The 22,313-nt window shown below is 73.6% G+C and carries 17 protein-coding genes; 9 read left to right on the forward strand and 8 right to left on the reverse strand.

The features are described 5' to 3' along the window. Window positions 1-369 precede the first annotated feature (369 nt). On the forward strand, window positions 370-1,752 hold the full coding sequence (locus ACFTWP_RS10790; RefSeq protein WP_380264075.1) for an FAD-dependent oxidoreductase: 1,383 nt from the start codon (window positions 370-372) through the stop codon (window positions 1,750-1,752). A gap of 194 nt (window positions 1,753-1,946) precedes the next feature. Here the strand turns inward: ACFTWP_RS10790 and ACFTWP_RS10795 are convergent, their stop codons facing one another. Together ACFTWP_RS10795 and ACFTWP_RS10800 are read right to left on the reverse strand one after the other, a co-directional pair. Then, a complete protein-coding gene (locus ACFTWP_RS10795) occupies window positions 1,947-3,317 on the reverse strand; it encodes a methyltransferase (RefSeq protein ID WP_380264077.1) in 1,371 nt (456 codons plus the stop codon). Between the two features lie 97 nt (window positions 3,318-3,414). Beyond that, window positions 3,415-4,128 (reverse strand): TetR family transcriptional regulator, encoded by a 714-nt coding sequence (locus tag ACFTWP_RS10800; protein ID WP_380264078.1) that lies wholly within the window; start codon window positions 4,126-4,128, stop codon window positions 3,415-3,417. A 562-nt stretch (window positions 4,129-4,690) separates the two neighbouring features. On the opposite strand from ACFTWP_RS10800, the gene ACFTWP_RS10805 reads away from it, so the two are divergent. Beyond that, window positions 4,691-6,547 carry a glycoside hydrolase family 3 protein gene (locus ACFTWP_RS10805; RefSeq protein ID WP_380264210.1) on the forward strand — a complete coding sequence of 619 codons (1,857 nt, stop codon included), beginning with the start codon at window positions 4,691-4,693 and terminating at the stop codon, window positions 6,545-6,547. Between the two features lie 87 nt (window positions 6,548-6,634). Here ACFTWP_RS10805 and ACFTWP_RS10810 read toward each other — a convergent pair whose 3' ends face one another. Both ACFTWP_RS10810 and ACFTWP_RS10815 read right to left on the reverse strand, forming a co-directional pair. Then, complete coding sequence (locus ACFTWP_RS10810) at window positions 6,635-7,420, reverse strand: arylamine N-acetyltransferase (protein WP_380264079.1); 786 nt, start codon at window positions 7,418-7,420, stop codon at window positions 6,635-6,637. Between the two features lie 543 nt (window positions 7,421-7,963). Continuing rightward, on the reverse strand, window positions 7,964-8,656 hold the full coding sequence (locus ACFTWP_RS10815) for an SDR family oxidoreductase (RefSeq protein WP_380264080.1): 693 nt from the start codon (window positions 8,654-8,656) through the stop codon (window positions 7,964-7,966). Window positions 8,657-9,127: 471 nt separating this feature from the next. Between ACFTWP_RS10815 and ACFTWP_RS10820 the strand changes: the two genes are divergently transcribed. The 4 genes from ACFTWP_RS10820 to ACFTWP_RS10835 all read left to right on the forward strand — a co-directional run bounded on the left by ACFTWP_RS10820 (window position 9,128) and on the right by ACFTWP_RS10835 (window position 15,664). Then, window positions 9,128-9,841, forward strand: a complete 714-nt coding sequence (locus ACFTWP_RS10820; protein ID WP_380264082.1) for a hypothetical protein — start codon at window positions 9,128-9,130, stop codon at window positions 9,839-9,841. Then, window positions 9,841-11,403, forward strand: a complete 1,563-nt coding sequence (locus tag ACFTWP_RS10825) for a DNA polymerase Y family protein (protein WP_380264083.1) — start codon at window positions 9,841-9,843, stop codon at window positions 11,401-11,403. The genes ACFTWP_RS10820 and ACFTWP_RS10825 overlap by 1 nt, the downstream gene beginning before the upstream one ends. A 36-nt stretch (window positions 11,404-11,439) precedes the next feature. Continuing rightward, window positions 11,440-14,712 carry an error-prone DNA polymerase gene (locus tag ACFTWP_RS10830; protein ID WP_380264084.1) on the forward strand — a complete coding sequence of 1,091 codons (3,273 nt, stop codon included), beginning with the start codon at window positions 11,440-11,442 and terminating at the stop codon, window positions 14,710-14,712. A gap of 139 nt (window positions 14,713-14,851) precedes the next feature. Then, entirely contained in the window at window positions 14,852-15,664 is an 813-nt protein-coding gene (locus tag ACFTWP_RS10835; protein ID WP_380264086.1) for a DUF1963 domain-containing protein, read from the forward strand. A 145-nt stretch (window positions 15,665-15,809) separates the two neighbouring features. Here ACFTWP_RS10835 and ACFTWP_RS10840 read toward each other — a convergent pair whose 3' ends face one another. Together ACFTWP_RS10840 and ACFTWP_RS10845 are read right to left on the reverse strand one after the other, a co-directional pair. Further along, window positions 15,810-16,328, reverse strand: a complete 519-nt coding sequence (locus ACFTWP_RS10840; RefSeq protein ID WP_380264087.1) for a hypothetical protein — start codon at window positions 16,326-16,328, stop codon at window positions 15,810-15,812. A gap of 85 nt (window positions 16,329-16,413) precedes the next feature. Beyond that, window positions 16,414-17,244: a TIGR03084 family metal-binding protein gene (locus ACFTWP_RS10845; protein ID WP_380264089.1), complete on the reverse strand. Its 831-nt coding sequence runs from the start codon at window positions 17,242-17,244 to the stop codon at window positions 16,414-16,416. Between the two features lie 335 nt (window positions 17,245-17,579). Here ACFTWP_RS10845 and ACFTWP_RS10850 point away from each other — a divergent pair, with 335 nt between their 5' ends. Then, window positions 17,580-18,467 carry a LuxR C-terminal-related transcriptional regulator gene (locus tag ACFTWP_RS10850; protein ID WP_380264091.1) on the forward strand — a complete coding sequence of 296 codons (888 nt, stop codon included), beginning with the start codon at window positions 17,580-17,582 and terminating at the stop codon, window positions 18,465-18,467. An 81-nt stretch (window positions 18,468-18,548) separates the two neighbouring features. Here ACFTWP_RS10850 and ACFTWP_RS10855 read toward each other — a convergent pair whose 3' ends face one another. Continuing rightward, complete coding sequence (locus ACFTWP_RS10855) at window positions 18,549-20,081, reverse strand: AMP-binding protein (protein WP_380264092.1); 1,533 nt, start codon at window positions 20,079-20,081, stop codon at window positions 18,549-18,551. Window positions 20,082-20,338: 257 nt separating this feature from the next. Here ACFTWP_RS10855 and ACFTWP_RS10860 point away from each other — a divergent pair, with 257 nt between their 5' ends. Continuing rightward, window positions 20,339-20,812, forward strand: a complete 474-nt coding sequence (locus ACFTWP_RS10860; RefSeq protein WP_380264094.1) for a group II truncated hemoglobin — start codon at window positions 20,339-20,341, stop codon at window positions 20,810-20,812. Between the two features lie 101 nt (window positions 20,813-20,913). Continuing rightward, window positions 20,914-21,288, forward strand: a complete 375-nt coding sequence (locus tag ACFTWP_RS10865) for a VOC family protein (protein WP_380264095.1) — start codon at window positions 20,914-20,916, stop codon at window positions 21,286-21,288. A 197-nt stretch (window positions 21,289-21,485) separates the two neighbouring features. On the opposite strand, the gene ACFTWP_RS10870 is transcribed toward ACFTWP_RS10865, so the two are convergent. After that, the gene (locus ACFTWP_RS10870; protein WP_380264096.1) at window positions 21,486-22,268 is read right to left on the reverse strand and encodes a dioxygenase; all 783 of its coding nucleotides are present in this window, start codon (window positions 22,266-22,268) and stop codon (window positions 21,486-21,488) included. Between the last annotated feature and the right edge of the window lie 45 nt (window positions 22,269-22,313).

Genomic DNA, 22,313 nt, shown 5'->3' on the forward strand with positions numbered 1-22,313 from the left:
GGACTCGCGCAGCGGGTCGTCCAGCAGGCGGATCGCCTCCCGGCCCTGTGGCCGGGCCGGGGGCAGGTCAAAGGGGCCGCGGGTCCGGCGAACGGGTGGCGAGGCCCCGGCGGGGCGGCCCCCGGGCGGGGGTCGGGTACCCGGATCGCGGCCGGTTGTGTAAGGGTGTCCTAACAAGCCGCGTGGATCCCCCGGCATAGGTCCACCCTATGGGTCCATAGGTCCAGCACGCCTACCGGACGGGCGCCAGCCGGGGAATCGTGGTCGAAGCAGAACTGGCGCACCGCACCTGCCCGCCCGGCGGGACCGGTCCACCCTGCCAGGTCCAGCCCGCCGCCCGCCTAGCCCTGCCAGTCGGAGGAAACCCCCATGCCTCGTCCCATACGTGTGGCGATCGTCGGAGCCGGCCCCGCCGGCATCTACGCCGCGGACGCTCTGATGAAGTCCGACGTCGCCCAGGACCCAGGCGTGTCGATCGACCTCTTCGAGCGGATGCCCGCGCCGTTCGGCCTGATCCGCTACGGCGTCGCCCCCGACCACCCCCGGATCAAGGGCATCGTCACCGCGCTGCACCAGGTGCTGGACAAGCCGCAGATCCGTCTCTTCGGCAACGTCGACTACCCGGGCGACATCAGCCTCGACGACCTGCACCAGTTCTACGACGCGCTGATCTTCTCCACCGGCGCCGACGCCGACCGCGACCTCGCCATCCCCGGCATCGAACTCGACGGCTCCTACGGCGCGGCCGACTTCGTCTCCTGGTACGACGGCCACCCCGACGTCCCGCGCAGCTGGCCGCTGGAGGCCCGCAAGGTCGCGGTGCTCGGCGTCGGCAACGTCGCCCTGGACGTGGCCCGGATCCTGGCCAAGACCGCCGACGAGCTGCTCCCCACCGAGATCCCCGCCAACGTCCACCAGGGCCTGGCCGCCAACCAGGCGGTCGAGGTCCACGTGTTCGGCCGGCGCGGCCCCGCCCAGGCCAAGTTCAGCCCGATGGAACTGCGCGAGCTCGACCACTCCCCGACCATCGAGGTCATCGTCGACCCCGAGGACATCGAGTACGACGACGGCAGCATCGCCACCCGCCGCGGCAACAAGCAGGCAGACATGGTCGCCTCCACCCTGGAGAACTGGGCCATCCGCGACGTCGGCGAGCGCCCGCACAAGCTGTTCCTGCACTTCTTCGAGTCGCCCGTCGAGATCCTCGGCGAGGACGGCAGGGTCGTCGGGCTGCGCACCGAGCGCACCGAGCTCGACGGCACCGGCAACGTGAAGGGCACCGGCAGGTTCCGCGACTGGGACCTCCAGGCCGCCTACCGCGCCGTCGGCTACCGCTCCGCCGAACTGCCCAAGCTGCCCTTCGACACCATCTCCGGCACCGTCCCGCACGAGGCCGGCCGGGTCGTCGAGAACGGCACCCACCTCCCGTCCACCTACGTGACCGGCTGGATCAAGCGCGGCCCGGTCGGCCTGATCGGCCACACCAAGGGCGACGCCAACGAGACGGTCGCCTGCCTGGTCGACGACTTCAAGGGCGGCCGGCTGCGCACCCCGCAGACCCCCGCCGAGGACGCCGTCACGGCCTTCCTGGAGGGCCGCGGCGTCCGCTACACCACCTGGGAGGGCTGGCACCGGCTGGACGCCCACGAGCGCGCCCTCGGCGCACGCGAGGGCCGCGAGCGGATCAAGGTGGTGGAGCGCGAGGAGATGCTCCGCGCCAGCGAGCCGCAGGACGGCCCGGCCGAGGGCTGAGCCGCCGTTTCCGGCGTGCTGGTCGGGCAGTCGGGCAGTCGGGCGAGCTGGCGGGCTGGCGGTCGGGCCGGTTCGGGTCGGGGCGGTGACCGCCCCGGCGTTCGAACCGGCCCGACCGCGCGAGCTCCGTCCGGCTCAGGACGGCTCGGACCGGCCCCGGCCTCCGGGCGCATCCGGGAAGGGGGCGCGGGCGGTCAGGTCCTGACGGCCCGCAGGATCACGAACTTCGGGTCGCTGCTGACGATCTCGCAGTTGCCGAACAACCGCCGCAGCTTCACGTGGTAGCCGAGGTGGCGGTTGCCGATCACCCAGAGTTCGCCGCCCGGGCGCAGCGCGTCGCGGGCGCCGGTGAACATCCGCCGGGAGGTCGCGTCGGTGGTCGCCTGGTGGGTGTGGAACGGCGGGTTGTTCAGTACCAGGTCCACCGACCCCGCGGGGACGCCCGCAAGGCCGTCGCCGGTGCGGAACTCGGCCCCGGCATGGGTGCTCGGGTCGGTGTTCGCCCGGTAGGTGGCCCGCGCCGAGGCCACCGCCTGGTGGGACTCGTCGACGAACAGCACCTCTGCCTCGGGGTTGGCCAGCGCCGCCGCCGTGCCCACCACGCCGTTGCCGCAGCCGAGGTCCACCACCCGCTCCGGCCCGCGCCGCTCCGGGAGGTGGCGCAGGAAGAACCGGGTGCCGATGTCGAGGCGCTCGGCGCAGAAGATGCCGGCGTGGTTGACCACCGTCCGGCCGGAGACCGTGCCGACGTCCTCGGGCAGCGCGTAGCTGTGCGGCCACGGGCCGGGCACCCGGGGGATCGCCGGGTCGGGCGTGCAGAAGATCAGCCGGGCCTTCTTCGCCGCCAGCGAGGTGCGGGTGCGCCCGAGGATGCGTTCGAACAGCTTCAGCGTCGAGGTGTGGATCTCGGTGACCATCCCGGTGCCGACGATCACGGTGCCGGCGTGCACGCCCGGGGCCAGCCGGTGTAGTTGGTCCTCCAGGAGCGCGAGGCTCTTGGGGACGCGGACGAGCAGGACGTCGATCCGCTCCGGCGGCGCGTCCCTGGTGGACAGCAGCCGGACGGCGCCCGGCCCGCCGGAGCCGTCCGCGGAGCGCGCGCCGTCCGACCCCTCCGACTCGTTCGCCTCGTCCGAGCCGTTCGCGTCGTTCGAGGAGCCGAGGCCGTCGACGCCGCTGCGGGCCAGGTTGGCGAGGGTGGCCTGCTGGCCGAGGAAGGAGTCGGTGATCTGGACCAGCCGGGTGGCCCCGGGCTCGACCCGCCCGGCGAGCGTGGTGGTCAGCGCTCCCCAGCGGTCTCCGAGCACCACCACGGTGCCGCCCAGGTCGACCGGCTGGACCGCCTGCCCCGCCTCCGCCGCCCCCGCGCCCGGGTCCGTCCCCGCGCCTGTGTCCGCACCCGTCCCCGTCCCCGTGCCCGTCCCCGGGCTCGTGGTGCCGGCGGTGCCGTCCAGGTGGCGCAGCAGGTACTCGTCGGCGGCGTCCCAGGCACGGAGCTGGTCGCGCGGGTCCTCGGGGAAGCGGGTGAGGCCGTACTCGCCCCACGACGTGGTCAAACGGTTCATGGTCCGCCCAGGCTATCCGAGCGGCCCGCCGGCCCGGCAATCACCGCAGGTGGGCGTGCCGGTGCCGGTCGGCCGGTCCGGGCGTCCGCCCCGGGGGTCAGCCGGTGCCGTCCGCCGGAACGGCGTCGTCCGCCCGGTCGGCCTGGTCCGCCCGGTCGGCCTGGTCCGCCCGGCCCGGCCGTAGGTCGGCGAGCAGCGCGGTGAGCACCCGCCGGGTGACGGCGGCCATGTCGACGGAGTCCGGCGCCAGCAACCACTGCACCTGGAGGCCGTCCATCACCGCGATGACGGCGCTGGCCACACCCTCGACGTCCAGGTCCGCGTCCAGTTCGCCGAGTTCGCAGGCCTCCCGCAGCGCCTCCGTCACCAGGGCGCGGAGCCCGTCGTAGCGGTCGCGGAAGAACTGCTGGGCCGGGTGGCCCTCGGTGACGCTCTCGGCGGACAGCACGGTGTACAGCCGCACGATGCCCTCGCGGGTGGAGTTCAGCCGGACGGTCTCCACCAGGTGGTCCAGGAAGGCGGTGCCCTGCGGGCGTTCCGGGCCCAGCTGCTCGATGTCGGAGTTGTCCCGCAACTCCAGGACGCCGCTCAACAGCGCGGTCTTGGAACGGAAGTGGTGCAGCAGCCCGGCCTGCGTGAGCCCGGCGCGCTCGGCGATCTCGGCGAGTGAGGCGTTGTGGTAGCCGCGGGTGGCGAAGGTCTCCACCGCGATCCGCAGGATCTCCTCGCGGCGCCTGGCGCCGGAGGCGCGGCGGGAGCCCGGTCGGTTCGCCGGTTCGCCGGGCACCTCGTTCGTGGTTCTGGCTGTCACCGGGCGAAGTCTACGGGCCGGGCCCCCGACGCCTTCCGGTCGTAGGTGGGCTGCCACCGGCCAGATTTGTCATGCTCTGAAAAAAGGGCGCGCGCGATACTTACCAAGTGGTCGGTAGGTCTGATTTCATGTCAGCCGTCGCACTCGGCCGGACGTGGCGTCAGGGCCGCTGCCGGTCGGGTGCGACGACTGCCGGCCGGACTCCTGACGTCCGATCAGTTCGCCTGCGGCGGGCGCGGCGTGCGCCGGCGGGTCGAACCCCGGGCGTCGTCGTACGCGGACCACGGTCGCCGCCGTAGCCGCCGCCGTTCGTGGTCCGCCGCCGTAGCTGCCCGCCGCCCGCTGCCTGCCGGCGGTGGCCCGTTGCCCGCCGCCCGCTGCCTGCTGGCAGTGGCCCGTTGCCCGTCGTTCGTCGTCCGCCGTTCGTGGCGCGCGGTCCCCACCCAGTCCGTGACACCCCTTCGAGACGGAAGAGACACCGGTGAAACTCCTCCCCATCGGCACCACCGGCCGCGCCCGCCGCCGGACCCTGCTGGGCGGCGCACTGCTCGCCGCCGTCGCCATGGCACTCGGCGCCGCGCCCGTCACGGCGGCCCAGGCCGCGCCGGCCGGCCGCGACACCGCGTCCTACCTCGATCCGAGACTTCCGGTGGAGCAGCGAGTACGCGACCTCCTCGGCCGGATGACCACCGAGGAGAAGATCGGCCAGATGACCCAGGCCGAGCGCAACTCGGTCGAAGCCGACCAGGGCCGGATCACCACCCTCGCCCTCGGCTCGCTGCTCTCCGGCGGCGGTTCCACCCCGACCCCGAACACGCCGCAGGCCTGGGCGGACATGATCGACGGCTACCAGAGGCGCGCCCTCGACACCCGACTGCACATCCCGCTGCTCTACGGCATCGACTCGGTGCACGGTGACAACAACCTGGTCGGGGCCACGGTCTTCCCGCACAACATCGGCCTCGGCGCGACCCGTGACCCGGACCTGGTGCGCGAGGCCGCCCGGATCACCGCGGCCGAGACCCGGGCGACCGGCCCGCAGTGGGTGTTCGCACCCTGCGTCTGCGTGGCCCGCGACGACCGCTGGGGCCGCACCTACGAGAGCTACGGCGAGGACCCCGACCTGGTCACCCGGATGGAGACGTCGATCGACGGCCTCCAGGGCGACCGCCCCGGGGACCTGGCCCGCCCCGACCGCGTACTGGCCACCGCCAAGCACTTCGCCGGCGACGGGGACACCACCTACGGAACCTCCGCCAACGGCGCCTACAAGCTCGACCAGGGCGTGACGATCACCGACCGCGAGCACTTCCGCCGGATCGACCTCGCGCCGTACGTGGCGGCGGTCCGGGAGCACGGCGTGGGCAGCATCATGCCCTCGTACTCCAGCGTGGACTGGACCGAGGACGGCGTCGGCAACCCGGTGAAGATGAGCGCCAGCAGGGAGCTCCTGACCGACGTCCTCAAGCAGAAGATCGGCTTCGACGGCTTCCTGATCAGCGACTGGGACGCGATCCACCAGCTGCCCGGCGACTACGCCACCCAGGTGCGGACGGCCGTGAACGCCGGGCTCGACATGTTCATGGAGCCGTACAGCGCGCCGGCGTTCGAGCAGACCCTGCTGGCCGAGGTCCGGGCCGGGCGGGTGCCGGCCGCCCGGATCGACGACGCCGTCCGCCGGATCCTGCGCGCCAAGTTCCGGCTCGGGCTGTTCGAGCACCCCTACACCGACCGCAGCGGCGCGGCCGCCATCGGTTCGCCCGCCCACCGCGCGGTCGCCCGCCAGGCCGTCGCCGAGTCGCAGGTGCTGCTGAAGAACGAGGGCCGTGCGCTGCCGCTCAGGGCGGGTCAGCGGATCTACGTCGCCGGCGTCAACGCGGACGACATCGGCAACCAGGCCGGCGGCTGGACCGTCACCTGGCAGGGCGGTTCCGGCAACACCATCCCCGGCACGACGATCCTCCAGGGCATCCGGCAGAACGCGCCGCAGGCCACCTACAGCGCGGACGCCTCGGCCCCGACCGAGGGCTACGACGTCGGCGTGGTGGTGATCGGCGAGACCCCGTACGCCGAGGGCGTGGGCGACGTGGGCAACGGCCACACGCTGAACCTCTCGGACACCGACCGGGCCACCATCGCCCGGGTCTGCGGCGCGATCCGGACGTGCGTCGTCCTCGACGTGGCCGGCCGCCCGCAGATCATCACCGACGAACTGCCCGGGATCGACGCCTTCGTGATGTCCTGGCTGCCCGGCAGCGAGGGCGCGGGCGTCTCCGACGTGCTCTTCGGCAAGCGTCCGTTCACCGGCAGGCTCCCGGTGACCTGGCCGCGCAGCGAGGCCCAGGAGCCGATCAACGTCGGCGACAAGCAGTACGACCCGCTGTTCCCGTACGGCTTCGGACTCGGCACCCGCCACTGACGGCCGCCCCGGCGACCGGGCCGGGCCCCTCCCCGGGGCCCGGCCTCCGCGCTGTCGGACGGTCCCGCCCGGCTCACGCCCCCGGCTTCACCCCTCCGGCGGCGTCGGAGCAGCGGCGGGCGGGACGGGCAGCCGCTCCAGCGGCATCCCGAACCACGTCCGGTACGCCGCCAGCGTCTCCTCCTCGGCGAGCAGGGTCTCCTGCCGCTCGTCGCCGACCGTCCGGATCAGTCGGGAGCCGCTGAGCGTCACCCGGCCGTCGTCCGTGGACATCGAACAGGTCAGGGACTTGGTGAAGTACGACTCGGGCGAGGTGGTCTGCCACCAGCAGGTCGGGCCGAAGTCCGCCAGTGCGTACGGGCGCTGCTCCAGCCGGTACTGCGGCGAGCCGTCCAGCAGGACGTCGAGGTCCTCCCCGTGCTCGCGCAGGCTGAACACCCCGTTCGGGTCCGCCTGATCGCCCCGGGCGTCCAGGCGCAGCGGTTCGCGGCTGAAGCGTCCGAACCCGACGTCCACCAGCCACGGTTCGTCCAGGTCCACCCGCAGTGCCAGGTGGTCCATCGGCGGCCCGAGCCGCTGCTCGCCGAACACCCGGGCCCCGAGCAGCGACACCCGGTAGCCGAGCGCGGTGAGCAACGCGGCGAAGGAGCCGTTGAGTTCGTAGCAGAAGCCGCCCCGCCGGCGGTCGACCACCTTGGCCAGCAGCGCCTCCTCGGTCAGGACGACCGGCTCGCCCAGGTGGATGCTGAGGTTCTCGAACGGTACGGCCTTCAGATGGGCCCACTGCAGCGCCCGCAGGCCCGCGAGATCGGCCTGCTCCGGCCGGTCCGCTCCGATCCTCGCCAGGTAGGCCTCGGCCCGAGACTTGTCCATCGACAGCTCCACTCCCCTTGGTTCGTCGGCACGTTCGGCCGCCTCCGACATCGACCGTCGCCGACTGTGATCGACGGCCGTTTCCCATGATCGCTCCTGTGGCCGCTCCCACGGCGGTGAATTCGGCGCGGCTCCGGTCGGGGCGGTTCCGGTCGGCGCGGTTCCGGTCGGGGCGGCTCCGATCGGCGAGGTCGCCGACGGTCTCGATCCCGTACCGGACCAGGGAGCGCTCCAGGGCGGGCCCGACCCCGGGCAGGGCCCGTACCGGGCGGCCCCGCAGGAAGGGACTCCGGCGCGGTCGGGTCGGCGGGCCGCACCCGGACACCGCCGAGAACGAGGCACTGCGTCATCGGCTCGCCACACGCTCAGCTGCCGTGCTCCCCGTCCCCGTCCCTGTCCCCGTCCCCGGACGCTGACGGCCCCGGCGACAGCCGTCGGCGTACGCGTGACAGCCCGGGTCCGTACGTCTCCTCCGGCTGCGCCGCGACGCCCTCGGCATCGCGGACGGCGGCTCTCAGCGCCGCTTCGATCGCGGTACTCGCGTCAGCCGAGCTGCCCGGTGGGCCGCAGGGTGATCTGGTTGATGTCCACGCCCGCGGGCTGGTTGAGCGCGAAGGCGATCGTGGCCGCGATCTGCTCGGGGGTCATCGCCTCCTCAGGGGTGCCGCCGCGCTCGGCCCAGAACGCGGTGTCCACCACTCCGGGGGCGACGACGGTCACGCCGACCCGGTCCTTGGCGACCAGCAGCCGGGTGTTCTCGGCCAGCGCGTGCGCAGCCCACTTGGTGACCGAGTACAGGTTGCCGGGCGTGTTGCGCACCCCGGCGACGGAACCGACGAACACGATCCGGCCCTTGGACGCCCTCAACTGCGGCAGGGTCTCGCGCACCAGCAGGGCCGGGCCCAGAACGTTGGTGAGGACCATGGCGCGCATGTCCTCGGGGGCGTGGCTCTCCAGGTTGCCGGGCAGCGAGAAACCGGCGTTGGCAATGACGTTGTCCAGTCGGCCCCACGTCTGAACCACGCGGCGCACGGCGTCGGCGACGTCCTCCGCCTCGGCGGCGTCGCCGGTGATCGTCAGCAGCCGCTCACCCGCTCCGGCCGAAGCGGCGAAGGCGGCCAGCTTGCCCGCGTCACGTCCGGTGACCGCCACACGGTGGCCCTGGTCGAGCAGGGTGCGGGCGGTGGCGGCACCGATTCCGGTCGATCCACCAGTGATCAGCGTGACGGGCTCCATGCAACGGCCTCCTCGGCGACGGGGGCATCAGTTCCCCAAAACGCCTGCACTATACGTGGGGTGAGCTGCTGCCAGGGGTGTCATACCGGGCCGCAGCCCGGGCCCGCTCGACCGTCGCCAGTGCGAGCTCCCACGGGTACCCGGTCCAGCCGCTCTTCCGCCTCCTTCTGACTCGTGCGGCACGGGCAGCGACCGGGCCTGGTCTTCGGCGGCCGGCGCGGCGCCGCTCGGCGTACTGCTCCTCTCAACCTCGGGGAACCCTGACTGGCGTGCCACAGCCGTCCGGCGCCGCCGCCGGGTCGCCCGTCGGGGCCCGGCCGGGCCGACAATCCCCGGGCCCACCGAGAGCTGATCACCTCAAGATCAAGCACACTCTCCGTGTCGTGACCTGCAGTGATACATCCTATTCGAACGAGTGATCGACTTGCCTTCGGCTTCCTATTCTCGTACTTATGTTCGAATATGGACAGCATGAAGGCACTCACGGCGCTGGCACCCCAGCTCCAGCCGGCCCGCACGGGACCGCTGCTGCCAGTGCTGCCTGCGCTGGAGGGCCTTCTGCCCGACCGCGGGCTGCGGCCGGGCGCGGTGGTGTCGGTGACCGGCGGGAGCACCGCTCTCCTCCTTGCCTTCGCGGCCGCGGCATCGTCGTCCGGCGTGTGGTGTGCGGCGCTCGGGTTCGAGGGGCTCGGGTTGCTGGGCGCGGCCGAGCTCGGTGTGGACCTGTCCCGCTTGGTGGTGGTCGAGGCTCCGGGGCGTCAGTGGCCGGAGGTGACGTCGGCCCTGGTCGACGGGGTCGGGGTCCTGCTGCTGCGTCCGAGCGGGCCGGTGTCGGGGCAGGTCGCGGAGCGGCTGGCCACCGTGGCGCGGCGTAGCGGTTGTGCGCTGGTGGTGGCCGGCGCGTGGCCGGGCGCGCGGGTGCGGCTGGTGGTGCAGGCCCGTACCTGGGCGGGGCTCGGGCAGGGACGGGGGCGGCTGCGGGCCCGGCGGCTGGTGGTGGCGGCGGGTGGACGGGGCGCTGCTGCGCGCGAGCGCCGGGTGGAGCTGTGGCTTCCCGATGTGCACGGGGCGGTCCGCGCGGCCGAGCCCCTCGCACACGGGGCAGACGGGCACCGCCCGGACGTTGCGGCGGCGGCTCGTCAGCCGGCGGCCGTCGCGGCCCGTCCTCCGCTGGCGGTGGTGTGATGACCACGGACACTGCGGATCGGGAGAGTGCCGCGGCCGCGCCGCGCGCGCTGGTCGCCTGGGTGCCGGACTGGCCGGTGACCGCCGTCCTGGGCGGCGACGCGGAGCCCGGGCAGCTGGTGGTCGTGGTCGAGCGGGGCCGGATCGTCGCCGGGTCGAGCGCGGCCCGGGCAGCCGGTGTGCGGCGCGGGCAGAAGGTCCGCTCGGCCCAGGCGATGGTGCCGGGCCTTGCCGTGCACGAGCGGCGGGTCGACGACGAGGCGAACCTGTTCGAACCGGTGGCCGATGCGGTGGGTGCGCTCGCCGCCCGCCTCGAGGTACTGCGTCCCGGCGTGCTCGCGGTGCCGGCCGCCGGGGCGGCCCGTTTCCACGGTGGTGAGCATCCTCTGGCGGAAAAGGTCGTCGATGCGGTGGAGTCGGCCGGCCACGAGTGTCGGGTCGGCATCGCGGATGGCCTGGTCGCCGCGCAGCTGGCCGCCCGGACCGGTCTGATCGTGCCGGCCGGGGAGAGCGCCCGGTTCCTGGCGTCGTTCCCGGTGACCGAGCTGGCGGACGCCAAGCTGTCCGGGCTGCTGGGCCGGCTGGGGCTGCTGACGCTCGGCCAGTTCGCCGCGCTCCCGGCCGCTTCGGTCGCCGACCGCTTCGGCACGCCGGGAGTGGCCGCTCACCGGTTGGCCCGCGGCCTGGAGGCCCGGCCGGTCGTCGCCCGCCCGCCCGGGGTGGACCTCAGCGTGGAGGAGCGGTTCGAGCAGCCGTACATGCTCGCCGAGCCGATCGCGTTCGCCGCCCGCGGCCTGGCCGAACGGTTGCACGCCGCACTCGCGAAGGCGGGGCTGGCGTGCGAGCGGGTCGAGGTGGAGGTGGAGTGCGCCGACGGCAGCAGCGCGGCGCGGATGTGGCGGCACGAGGGTGTGCTGTCGGTGGGCGCGGTGGCCGAGCGGGTGCGCTGGCAGTTGCAGGCCTGGCAGCACCGTCGGGTGTTCGACGAGACGGCGGGCGGGGTGGTGGTTCTCCGCCTGGTTCCGGACGGGCTGGTCCGCGATCCGGGTCGCCAGTTGTCCCTGGCCGACGGGGATCAGGAGGCCACCGCCAGGGTGGAGCGGGCGGTGGCGAGGGTGCAGGCGATCCTCGGTCACGCCGCGCCGGTCACCGTGGAGCTGGCCGGCGGCCGCGCCCCGGGGGACCGGGTGGTGCGGACCCCTTGGGGTGACGCGCACCAGGAGCGGCGCGAGGACGGTCCGTGGCCCGGGCGGCTGCCGGCACCGTCCCCGACCCGTGTGCCGGCGGAGCCCGTGCCGGTGCGGCTGCTGGACCCGGACGGCCGGGAGGTGGAGGTCACCGCCCGCACGGAGGCCCGGGGCCGTCCGGCCCGCCTGGTGCTGCCCGAGGGAGCCGTCGCGGTGACCGCCTGGGCGGGCCCGTGGCCCGAACAGGAGCGTTGGTGGGACCCGGAGTCGGCCAGGCGTACCGCCCGGCTGCAGGTGACCGTGGCGGACGGGCGGGCCTTACTGCTGTCGGTCATCGGCGGCCGCTGGCGACTCGAAGGCGACTACGACACCTGAGCCACCTCTTCCGACCTCAGTTCCAGGACGACGACCATGGGTTTCACCAGCCACCCCACCACTTCGTGGCGCGACCTGCACCGAGCCATGACCGGCAGCCCGCCGACGGGCGACCGCACGGTGGTCTCCTTCCCCGGCCCGGCATCCGATGCGTCCCCGGTCCCGCCCTCGGCTGAGCGCCACGAGGGGATCGGCTGGGCGGAGCTCCACGTGCACAGCTCCTTCAGCTTCCTGGACGGCGCGAGCGATCCGGCCGACCTGGTCGCCGAAGCCGCCCGCCTCGGCATCGAAGCGCTCGCGATCACCGACCACGACGGCTTCTACGCCGCGGCGGTGCTGGCCGCCGAGGCCCGGCGGGTCGGCGTCGCCACGGTGTTCGGTGCCGAGCTGACCCTGGACGCCACCACGGCGCCGACCGGCACCCCGGACCAGAACGGCGAACACCTGTTGGTCCTGGCCCGTAACCCGGAGGGCTACCGCCGCCTGGCCAAGGCCATCGGCGACGCCCACCTCGCGGGAGAGGGAAAACGCCGCCCCCGGTACGACCGTGACCGTCTCGCCGACACCCACGACGGACACTGGGCGGTCCTGACCGGCTGCCGCAAGGGAGCGGTGCGCCGCGCCCTGGAGACCGAGGGCCGAGCCGGCGCCGAGCGCGAACTGCTCCTCCTCGTCGACCGGTTCGGCGTTGACAACGTCTTCGTGGAGCTGACCGACCACCAGATTCCGGGGGACGACGACCGCAACGACGCCCTCGCCGCCCTCGCCGCCCGCACCGGCCTCCCCGTCGTCGCGACCACCGCCGCGCACCACGCCTCCCCGGCCCAGCTGCGTCTGGCGCAGACCCTGGCCGCGCTCCGGCAGCGGCGCACTCTCGCCGACGCCGAGCCGTATCTCGCGGCAGCGGGCACCGCGCACCTGCGATCCCCCGCCGAGATGGCTGCCCGCCTGGCCCCCTGGCCCGGTGTCCAGCAGGCCACCCTCGACCTGGCCCGCCGCTGCGCGTTCGACTTCCGTGCCCTGGCCCCCGAGATGCCCGGGTTCCCGGTCCCCGACGGGCACACCGAAACCAGCTGGCTGCGCGAACTCACCCAGCGAGCAGCCAGGACCCGCTTCTCCGCCGGCAACGAGAAGGCCCACCGCCAGATCGCCTACGAGCTCGACGTCATCGAACAGCTCGACATGGCCGGGTACTTCCTCATCGTCCACGACATCGTGGACTTCGCCCGGCGCCACGACATCTGGTGCCAGGGCCGGGGCTCGGCCGCGAACTCGGCCGTCTGCTACGCCCTCGGGATCACCTCGGTGGACCCCGTCCACTACGGCCTGCTCTTCGAGCGCTTCCTCAGCCCCGAACGGGACGGCCCCCCGGACATCGACCTGGACATCGAACACCGCCGCCGCGAGGAGGTCATCCAGTACTGCTACGACACCTACGGCCGCGATCACGCCGCCCAGGTCGCCAACGTCATCACCTACCAACCGCGCCTGGCCGTGCGGGACGCGGCCCGCACCCTCGGCTACGCCACCGGGGACCTGGACCGCTTCAGCAAGGAGACCGGCTGGCACGAGATGCCGCCTCCCGACGCCACGGTGCCCACCGACGTACGGGAGCTCGCCGGTCAGCTGCGCGGCCTGCCCCGGCATCTCGGCATCCACTCCGGCGGCATGGTCCTCACCCGCCGCCCCATCGCCGAGACCTGCCCGACCGAGTGGGCCACCATGCCCGGCAGGAGCGTGCTCCAGTGGGACAAGGACAGCTGTGCCGAAGCGGGCCTGGTCAAGATCGACCTGCTCGGACTGGGCATGCTCTCCGCCCTGCACGACACCTGCGACCTGATCGAGCGTCATCACGGTGTCCGCTACGACCTGGCCACGATTCCGCCCGACGACCCGGACGTCTACGACATGCTCTGCCGTGCGGACAGCATCGGTACCTTCCAGGTCGAGTCGAGATCGCAGGCATCGACGCTGCCCCGTCTGCGCCCGCGGAACTTCTACGACCTGGTGGTTCAGGTCGCCCTGATCCGCCCGGGCCCGATCCAGGGCGGATCCGTCCATCCCTACATCCGCCGCCGCAACGGCCGGGAACCGGCCACCATCGCCCACCCGCTGATGGAACGAGCCCTGAAGAAGACCCTCGGCGTCCCTCTGTTCCAGGAACAGATGATGCAACTGGCCATCGACTGCGCCGGTTTCACCCCCACCGAGGCCGACAGGCTCCGCCAGGCGATGGGCTCCAAGCGCTCGCACGAACGCGTCGCCGAGCTGCGCGAGCGGCTGCTCACGGGAATGACCGAGCGCGGCATCCCGATCGCCGTGGCCAACGAGGTCTACACCAAGATCGAGGCCTTCTCCAGCTACGGCTTCCCCGAGTCCCACGCCACCAGCTTCGCCCTGCTCGTCTACGCGAGCGCGTGGCTGAAGTACCACTACCCGGAAGCCTTCACCTGCGCACTGCTGGCCAACCAGCCGATGGGCTTCTACTCGCCCCTCACCCTCATCCACGACGCACGTCGGCACGGCGTCACCGTGCGGCCCGCCGACATCAACAAGAGCTCCGCCGCACCCGTCCTCGAACAGGCCGGCCCTCAGGACCGGGCACAGGCGCCCGGCCGGCCGGCGATCCGCCTCGGCCTCGCCGACGTACGCGGACTCGGCGCCGACCAGGCCGCGGCGATCGTCGCAGGTCAGCCATACACCGACGTGGAGGACTTCGCCCGTCGCACCGCCCTGCCCGTACCCGTCCTCGAAGCCCTCGCCACCGCCGGCACGTTCACCAGCCTCGGTCTGAGCCGTCGCCAGGCGCTCTGGGCAGCCGGACTGCTCGCCCACACCACCGACGGCATGCTCCCCGGCACCGCCACCGCCCTCACCGCGCCGGCCCTGCCGGAGATGACCGCCGTCGAGGAGACCATCGCCGACCTGTGGGCCACCGGCACCTCCGCGACCCACCCCGTCCAGCACGCCCGACCCCACCTCGAACGCTGCGGCGCCCTGACCGCCGCCGACTTCAAGAACCACGCCGTCCCCGGCACGCTGATCTCCGTCGGCGGCCTGGTCACCCACCGCCAGCGCCCGCCCACCGCCGGCGGTGTCCTGTTCATCTCCCTCGAAGACGAGACCGGCCTCATCAACATCGTGGTCCAGCCCCACGTCTGGGAACGCCAGCACCGGGTCGCCCTCGGCAACGCCGGCCTGCTGGTGCACGGCACGGCCGAACGACGCGACGGCGCTGTCAACCTCGTCGCCACTCGCCTCGTCCCACTCGTCATCACCCCTGCCGGCAGAAGCCGGGATTTCCGGTGAATCACGGCTCATCACCCGAGGTGATCAAGGGGTCGTGCAGTACATCGGCCCGCTCCCCGCGCCCGCGACGCCCTCGCCCGCCACCGTTTCGGAAAGATCTCCGGTGCGCCCGAGCGGTGGTCGCCGGTACTGTCCGCGGGTGACCCGTCGAACCCCACCGCGCCCGGTGAACGTCGAAGAGCTGTTTCCCGAGCTCGCGTCCTACCGCAGGGAGACCGTGCGGTTGCACCCGCGCTCCGGTGAGCCGACCTGCCGCGACAGTTCGGTGGGCGGCCCGCTGCTCTGGCCGAGGCGGGAGCCCTGGCCGGAGTGCCCCGAGCACCCGGGGTCGCCGATGGTCGCGGTCGTCCAGATCCACCGCTCCGACGTACCGGACCTCGTGCCCTTCCCGGACGGCTGCGACCTGCTCCAGGTGCTCTGGTGTCCGCTGCACCATGCGCACGGGTGGGTGGTTCCGCAGGTCCGCTGGCGATCGGCGGCGGCGGTGGGGGAGGTGCGGCAGGCCCCGCCGGCGCCGGCGGACGCCGGGTACGGACAGGTGCCGCGACCGTGTGTCGTACACCCGGAGCTGGTGCATGAGTACGCGAGTTGGGACGTGCCGTACGAGCTCTGGGATGCGCTGGACGACCGTTTCGAACGGGTGGAGCAGGAGACGGGTTGGGACTACCAGCGCCACCTGTCCACCGCTCCGGGCACCAAGCTGGGCGGCTACCCCGGCTGGTGCCAGGACCCGGAGTGGCCGCACTGCCCGGACTGCGGCACGCCGATGGAGCATCTGCTGACCGTGGCGAGCAGGGAGGGGGGCGACTCCCGGCGGGCGTGGACTCCGGTCGAGGACCGTGGCGTCCGGCTGGAGGGGCCGGACCTCGTGCTCGGTGACCTGGGCGGCGTCTACCTCTTCGAGTGCCGCACCTGCCCGGGCCGCCCGTCCGTCCATCGCTTCGACGCCTGAGGCGCCGTCGGACCCGACCGGTCCGGTCCACGGGCGCAGGCGGGTCGGCGCCTCCGGGGTCAGTTCCCGGACGAGTACCTCCCAGGCCGCGGTGACCCCGGTGGGCGGGATCCCGCCGAGCGCGCCCGCCCTGCCCGGCGGAGTGTCAGGGGGAGGGGCGGGCTTCGAGATCCGTGATGCGGCGGTCCGCGAGTCTGACGGTGTACCTGATCTCCCGGTCGGGGCCGTCGACCCACTGCTGGGTGAGGGCGACCGTGGCGTAGCCGGGTGCGGCGGCGACCTCCCGGGCCGACCAGAAGGCCGGGACGGCTCTGGTCCGGAACACCGGGTCCGCGTCGTTCCGGGACTGCCAGTCGTCCAGTCGGAGGTTGAGGGCGGGGCTGAGGTACCGCCGGCGGACGCCCTGCGGCGGATCGTCGATCTCCCCGAGCACGGCGAGCCGGTACTCCTCGAAGAAGGTGCCCACCTGCGTCTCGGCCGCGGTGGCCCGGGCGGCGTGGCTGATCGGGGGAGTGTCGGACGGTGCCTGGGTGACGGCGCCGGCGGGCGCGGCGGTGAGGCCGCCGGCGGCGGCCAGCAGGACGGTGGCGCCGGCGACGGCGGTACGGGTCTTCCCGGAGGTGCGGGTCTTCACGGTGGTGCGGGTCTTCACGGTGGTGTTCATGGAACGGATCACATCATTCGTCGGCGAACCGCCGCTATCCCCGAAAGGTGTGGTTTCACTTTCCGGCAGTCATATCGACGCATCGTCAGTCCGCGGTGCCGTCCTCGGTGCTCCCGGCGCCCGCCACCCCCGCCGCGCCCGCGTCCCGGCCCTTGCCCGGCGGGCCGGCGAAGGCCTGGGCGATCGGGAGCCAGGCCAGCGCGGTCGCGCCCTCGACCGTCAGGGCCAGGTCGTCGCGGTGCCGGCGCTGGGTGACCAGCAGGCAGAAGTCCAGGGCGGGGCCGGAGATCCGGTCGGCCGCGTCCTCGGGCCCCCACGTCCACAGCTCCCCGGCCGGGCCGGTCAGCTCCACCCGGACCGGCTCCTGCGGCTCCGGACGGCCGTGCAGGACCCAGGCGAAGCCCATGGTCCGCACGCCCAGGTGGGCCACCTGCCGAAGCCGGGCGGTCGGCACCCGGACCACTCCGAGCGCGTCCGCGACGTCCTGCCCGTGGGCCCAGGTCTCCATCAGCCGGGCGGTGGCCATCGAGGCGGGCTTCATCGGCGGCCCGAACCACGGCATCCGCACGCCGTCCGGTACCGAGGCCAGGGCCGCCAGCACCTCTTCGCGGCTCTCCCGCCACCGGGACAGCAGTGCGCCCGGCGAGCCGGCGGCACCGACGGCGGCGCCCTCGTCGACCGGGTCCGTGCCGGGCGTGTAGGCCCGCTCCGCGGCCCCGAAGAACCCCTCGGGATCGCGGGCGGACAGCACCGCCCAGTCGTCGGTCCAGGCCAGGTGGGCGATCTGGTGGGCGATCGTCCACCCCTCGGCCGGGGTCGGGCGGGCCCACCCCGCCGGGTCGAGCCCCGCCACCAGGGCGTCCAACTCAGCGTTCTCCGCACGCAGTTCGGCCATCAGGCCGTCCAGGCTCGTCATGATCGTCTCTCCTCGGTCTCCAGGCCGGCTCTCTGCACCGGCCGGCCCGGCGGCGTCCGCGGGTGAGGGCCCGCGGGTCTGTGGCACCGGCCCACGGGCGCAGACTACGACCGGACGCGGGCGGGAGCCAGGGTGGGCGGACGGAATCGGTGGGTGGGTCGGTCGGCGGGCCGGGTGCCGGGGGAGCACGGCGGCGACGCGAAGCAGGAGGCCCCGGCCGACGGCGGGCGCGGTGGCGCCGGGGCGGCGGGACGCCAGCAACTGGACCCCGGGACGGCGGGACACACCGGTCCGCAGGTCTCGCCAGTCGTCCCCGTGCGTGTGAGAATCGCGCGATGAGTTGGGCTCCGGACACCCCCACCCGGGCGGCCGGCGATGTCGACAGCCGCGCCGCGGCGCTGGTCAGGGACGCCGTACTGGCCGACCTCGCCCGCCGGGTGGTCGCGGACTGCGGTGTCGACGTCGGCCTCGTCGGCGTGCCCGACCGGCTGCGTTCGGTGTCGGGCGCGGGCGCGGGCGCGGGCGCGGGCGCTGACGCGGGTGCGGACGGCGAGGCCGCCTGGCCCGCCGCCCCGGCCGCTGTCGGCCCCGCCGTGCGGTCCGCCGTCCGGTCCGGTGGCCGCGCCGGCGGGCCGGCCGGGATGGTGCTGCGGCACTGGTCCGGCACCCGGGCCGACCTGCTGCACGACCTGGCCGTCCCCAGCGGGACCGGCCTGGGCGGCCGGGCGCTGGCCGAGCGGGCCCCCACCTGGGTGCCCGACTACCGGGCCGCCACCACCATTTCGCACGACTACGACGCCGCGGTCGACGCCGAGGACCTGTACGCGATGCTGACCGTCCCGCTGCTGCACGACGGTGCGGTGCACGGGGTGGTGTACGCGGCCATCCGGGCGGTGGTCCCCTTCGGTGACGTGCGGATCGGGGCGGTCTCCGACCTCGCCCGCACCGCCACCCGCGCGCTCGCCGGGGCCGCGGCCTGGACCGGAGGGGACCGGGGGCGTGCCGGGTCGTCCGACGCCGCCGCCGGACAGCGGCTGACCCCGCGTGAACACGAGGTGCTCCGCTGGGCGGCGACCGGCCGGACCAACCCGGAGATCGCCGCCCGGCTCGGCCTGACCTGCAACACCGTCACGGGCTACCTGAAGGGCGCGATGCACAAGCTCGGTGTTCGCAACCGGGTGGAACTGGCCGTGGCGGCAAGGGAGTCGGGCCTGCTCGACTGAGCAGCCGCCGAGCTGCCGAGCCGAGGAACACGCCGGCCCGCCCGCCGGGCCGGGCAGCCGGGCCGGCGCCCGAGCGCGGCCTCAGTTGACCCCGCGCTCGCGCCCCGCCCAGTACGGCTCGCGCAGACGGAACTTCTGCAGTTTGCCGGTGGTGGTCCGGGCCAGCGCCTCCCGGAACTCCACCGAGGTCGGCGACTTGTAGCCCGCCAGCCGCTGCTTGCAGTGCGCGATGAGCTCCGCCTCGTCCGCGACGTGGTCCGGCTTCAGCACCACCAGGGCCTTGACCGTCTCGCCCCACCTGTCGTCGGGCACCCCGATCACCGCGACCTCGGCGACGGCCGGGTGGTCGTACAGGCAGTCCTCCACCTCGATCGAGGAGACGTTCTCCCCGCCGCTGATGATGACGTCCTTCTTCCGGTCGGAGATGGTGAGGTAGCCGTCCGACATGGTGCCGCCGTCGCCGGTGTGGAACCAGCCGCTCTTCAACGCCTCGGCGGTCTCCTCGGGTTGGCGCCAGTAGCCCTCCAGCACGGTGTTCGAGCGGATCAGCACCTCGCCCTCGTCGTCGACGCGCACCTGGCCGCCCAGAGCCGGCGCGCCGGCCTGGACCAGCTTCTCGGCGCGTTCGGCGGGCGGCAGTCCGTCCCACTCGGCCCGGCCGCGGTTGACCGTGGCCACCGGGGAGGTCTCGGTCAGGCCGTAGATCTGCATGAACTCCCAGCCGAGTTCGGACTCGATGCGCTGCACCACCGAGGTCGGCGGCGGGGCGCCCGCGACGATGATCCGGACCCGGTCGCGGCCGGGCACCGGCCCGTCCCACTCGGCGGCGGCCTCCAGCACCATGGCGATCACGGCGGGCGCTCCGCACAGGAAGGTCACCCCGTGCCGCTCCACCCGGCGCAGGATCTCGGCGCCGTCCACCTTGCGCAGCACGACGTGCCGCGCGCCCAGCCCGGTCAGCGCGAACGGCAGGCCCCAGCCGTTCGCGTGGAACATCGGCAGGGTGTGCAGGTAGACGTCGCGGTCGCTCGCGCCGAAGTGCAGGCCCATCAGTACGGCGTTGAGCCAGATGTTGCGGTGGGTGAGCTGAACGCCCTTGGGGCGGGCGGTGGTTCCACTGGTGTAGTTGATGGTGGCGGTGTCGGACTCGGCGATCTCGTACCGCTTCGGAGCGTTGTCGAAGTCGTAGAGCACGGCGTCGCTCTCGGCCCCGATCACGAACCGGTGCTTCGCGGTCACCCCGGCCAGCGGGTCGGCCAGTTCGGGATCGATCAGCAGGACGGACGCGCCGCTCTGCTCGACGATGTACGAGACCTCCTCCGCCCGCAGGCGGAAGTTCACCGGCACCAGCACCCGGCCGTGGCCGCTGACGCCGTACAACGAGGTCATCAGGCGCGCCGAGTTGTGCGAGACGACGGCCACCCGTTCGCCGGGGCCGACCCCCAGTCGATCGAGCCCGGCGGCCTGGGCGCGGGCGAGTTCGGCGACTCTGCGGTAGCTGAGCTCGCCCCAGGACGGGGCGGGCTGCACCGGCTCGTCGACGATTCCGACCCGGTCGCCGTAGACCAGTTCTGCGCGGTCCAGGAAGTCCATCACGGAGAGTGGAGTCTGCATGTCCTCACTCTGCTACCGCTCGTGCTCGCTGCACACCCCCGATCGGGGGTGGCGTCACCCGTCACCCGGACGGGGGCGGGGACGGGGGCCTCGGTACGGGGAGGGACCGGGTGCCGGGGAGGGACCGGGTGCGGGGCGGTCGGCGGGCGACCGGAAAGGGGATCACCGGCCTCCGTTCGGTGAGCCGACCGCGAACACGCCCGGTCCGGGGCGGGCCGCGGGGCATCCTGGGGGGAAACCGACCTTGGGAGAGTCCGATGACCGGGGAGCAGAACCCGAGCGAGAGCCTGTACGACGCCGTCGGCGGCCTGGAGGCGCTGCGGCGGCTGAGCAACACCTTCTACGACGGGGTCCTGGCGGATCCGCTGCTCGCCCCCGTCTTCGCCGACTTCACCCGCACCCACATCGAGCACGTCGCCGTCTGGCTGGCCGAGATCTTCGGTGGGCCGGCCCGCTTCACCGACGAACTAGGCGGTCATCAGGCCCTGTTGAGATCCCATCTGGGCCTGTCGATCACCGAGGAGCAGCGGGTCCGCTGGATGGAGCTGATGACCGCCGCGGTGGAGAAGGAGCTCCCGCAGGACGAGCTGCTGCGCCGCCGGGTGCTGGAGTACTTCGACTGGGGCACCAGGATCGCCCGCGACGTGTCGGCCGCACCGGTCGGCGAGGACCTCGGCGACCCCGGGCCGACGCCGCGCTGGGGCTGGGAGGGGCTCGTGGAGCGGGGCTGAACCCGCGCCGGACGGTCGAACGGGCCCGTCGCGGCCCGGGGCCGGCAGGGCACATGACAAATCGCTTTACCGCCGCTCGCGTTGCGGCGATAGTGACGATCATGGCCTCTCTCGTACGACACATCACCATCGACTGCGCCGACGCCTACCGGTTGGGCGCCTTCTGGGCGGAGGTGCTCGACGCCTCGCTGCACGAGGACGACCACCCCGGCGACCCGGAGGCACTGGTGACCTCGCAGGGCGCGGTCCTGCTCTTCGTCACCGTCCCCGACGTCAAGACGGTGAAGAACCGGGTCCACCTGGACGTCCAGCCGCAGGACCGCACCCGTGACGAGGAGGTCGAGCGGCTGCTCGCCCTCGGTGCCACGCTGGTCTCCGACCACCGGCGCGAGGACGGTCTCGGCTGGGTGACCCTGGCGGACCTGGAGGGCAACGAGTTCTGCGTGGAGCGCAGTGCGGCCGAGCGGGCGGCCTGACGCCGGGTGATCCCCGGCCCCGTGCCGTCCCCGGCGGCCGGCGCGTCCTGCCACGAGGGCTCGGGCGCGCCGGCCCCGGCGGGGCGCTCCGGCCGCTCGGGCCCGACGGTGCAGGCGGGCAGGCGGGGCAGGCGGGGCGGGGGGCAGCTGGTGCAGGCGGGCAGGCGGGCGGCGGGGAGGCCGCCTTCGCCGCGGAGTCAGCCCAGCTGGACGGAGCGCTTGGCGAGACCCATCCAGAAGCCGTCGATGACGCTGCGCTGGGTGGCCAGGTCCGCCTCGCCGGCGCCGAGGGCGACGAAGAGCGGCGCGAAGTGCTCGGTGCGGGGGTGGGCGAGGCGCCCGGCCGGGGCCTTGCGCTCGAAGTCGAGCAGGGCGTCGAGGTCCCGGGCCTCCAGGGCGCGCCGGCCCCAGTCGTCGAACTCCGCCATCACGGCGGGCACGGTGCCGTCGGGGCTGATCGCGCGCAGGTTGTGGGTGAAGAAGCCGCTGCCGACGATCAGCACGCCCTCGTCACGCAGCGGGGCGAGCCGGCGGCCGATCTCCATCAGCCGCTGGGGGTCCAGGGTGGGCATGGAGATCTGCAGGACGGGGATGTCGGCCTCGGGGAACATCTCGACCAGCGGGACGTAGGCGCCGTGGTCGAGGCCCCGGTCCGGGATGTCCTGCACCGGCGTGCCGGGGGCGCGCAGCAGCTTGCGCACGCTCTCGGCGAGTTCGGGCGCCCCCGGGGCGGCGTACTGCACCCGGTAGTAGTGCTCCGGGAAGCCCCAGAAGTCGTAGACCAGCGGCACGGTGGTGGTGGCGCCGATCGCCAGCGGGGCCTCCTCCCAGTGGGCGGAGATCATCAGGATGGCCTTGGGGCGGGGCAGGCCGGCCGACCAGGCGGCGAGCTGCCCGGGCCAGATCGGGTCGTCGGCGAGCGGCGGCGCGCCGTGCGAGAGGTAGAGGGCGGGCATGCGCTCGGGGGCTGCGGTGCTCATCGGGGCCTTCCTCGGGTGGTTCCGCCTGCGTGTGGTGGTGCTTCA

The organism is Kitasatospora sp. NPDC057015 (genome assembly GCF_042673745.1).
Taxonomy (GTDB): Bacteria; Actinomycetota; Actinomycetes; order Streptomycetales; family Streptomycetaceae; genus Kitasatospora.

Excerpts from the sequence above, each read along its gene's own strand:
- ACFTWP_RS10865 (WP_380264095.1), top strand. The coding sequence starts at position 20,914 with ATGGCCTCTCTCGTACGACACATCACCATCGACTGCGCCGACGCCTAC.
- ACFTWP_RS10845 (WP_380264089.1), bottom strand. The coding sequence starts at position 17,244 with ATGACGAGCCTGGACGGCCTGATGGCCGAACTGCGTGCGGAGAACGCT.
- ACFTWP_RS10830 (WP_380264084.1), top strand. The coding sequence starts at position 11,440 with ATGGGTTTCACCAGCCACCCCACCACTTCGTGGCGCGACCTGCACCGA.
- ACFTWP_RS10850 (WP_380264091.1), top strand. The coding sequence starts at position 17,580 with ATGAGTTGGGCTCCGGACACCCCCACCCGGGCGGCCGGCGATGTCGAC.
- ACFTWP_RS10820 (WP_380264082.1), top strand. The coding sequence starts at position 9,128 with ATGAAGGCACTCACGGCGCTGGCACCCCAGCTCCAGCCGGCCCGCACG.
- ACFTWP_RS10860 (WP_380264094.1), top strand. The coding sequence starts at position 20,339 with ATGACCGGGGAGCAGAACCCGAGCGAGAGCCTGTACGACGCCGTCGGC.
- ACFTWP_RS10870 (WP_380264096.1), bottom strand. The coding sequence starts at position 22,268 with ATGAGCACCGCAGCCCCCGAGCGCATGCCCGCCCTCTACCTCTCGCAC.
- ACFTWP_RS10795 (WP_380264077.1), bottom strand. The coding sequence starts at position 3,317 with ATGAACCGTTTGACCACGTCGTGGGGCGAGTACGGCCTCACCCGCTTC.
- ACFTWP_RS10825 (WP_380264083.1), top strand. The coding sequence starts at position 9,841 with ATGACCACGGACACTGCGGATCGGGAGAGTGCCGCGGCCGCGCCGCGC.
- ACFTWP_RS10855 (WP_380264092.1), bottom strand. The coding sequence starts at position 20,081 with ATGCAGACTCCACTCTCCGTGATGGACTTCCTGGACCGCGCAGAACTG.
- ACFTWP_RS10815 (WP_380264080.1), bottom strand. The coding sequence starts at position 8,656 with ATGGAGCCCGTCACGCTGATCACTGGTGGATCGACCGGAATCGGTGCC.
- ACFTWP_RS10810 (WP_380264079.1), bottom strand. The coding sequence starts at position 7,420 with ATGGACAAGTCTCGGGCCGAGGCCTACCTGGCGAGGATCGGAGCGGAC.
- ACFTWP_RS10805 (WP_380264210.1), top strand. The coding sequence starts at position 4,691 with ATGGCACTCGGCGCCGCGCCCGTCACGGCGGCCCAGGCCGCGCCGGCC.
- ACFTWP_RS10790 (WP_380264075.1), top strand. The coding sequence starts at position 370 with ATGCCTCGTCCCATACGTGTGGCGATCGTCGGAGCCGGCCCCGCCGGC.
- ACFTWP_RS10840 (WP_380264087.1), bottom strand. The coding sequence starts at position 16,328 with ATGAACACCACCGTGAAGACCCGCACCACCGTGAAGACCCGCACCTCC.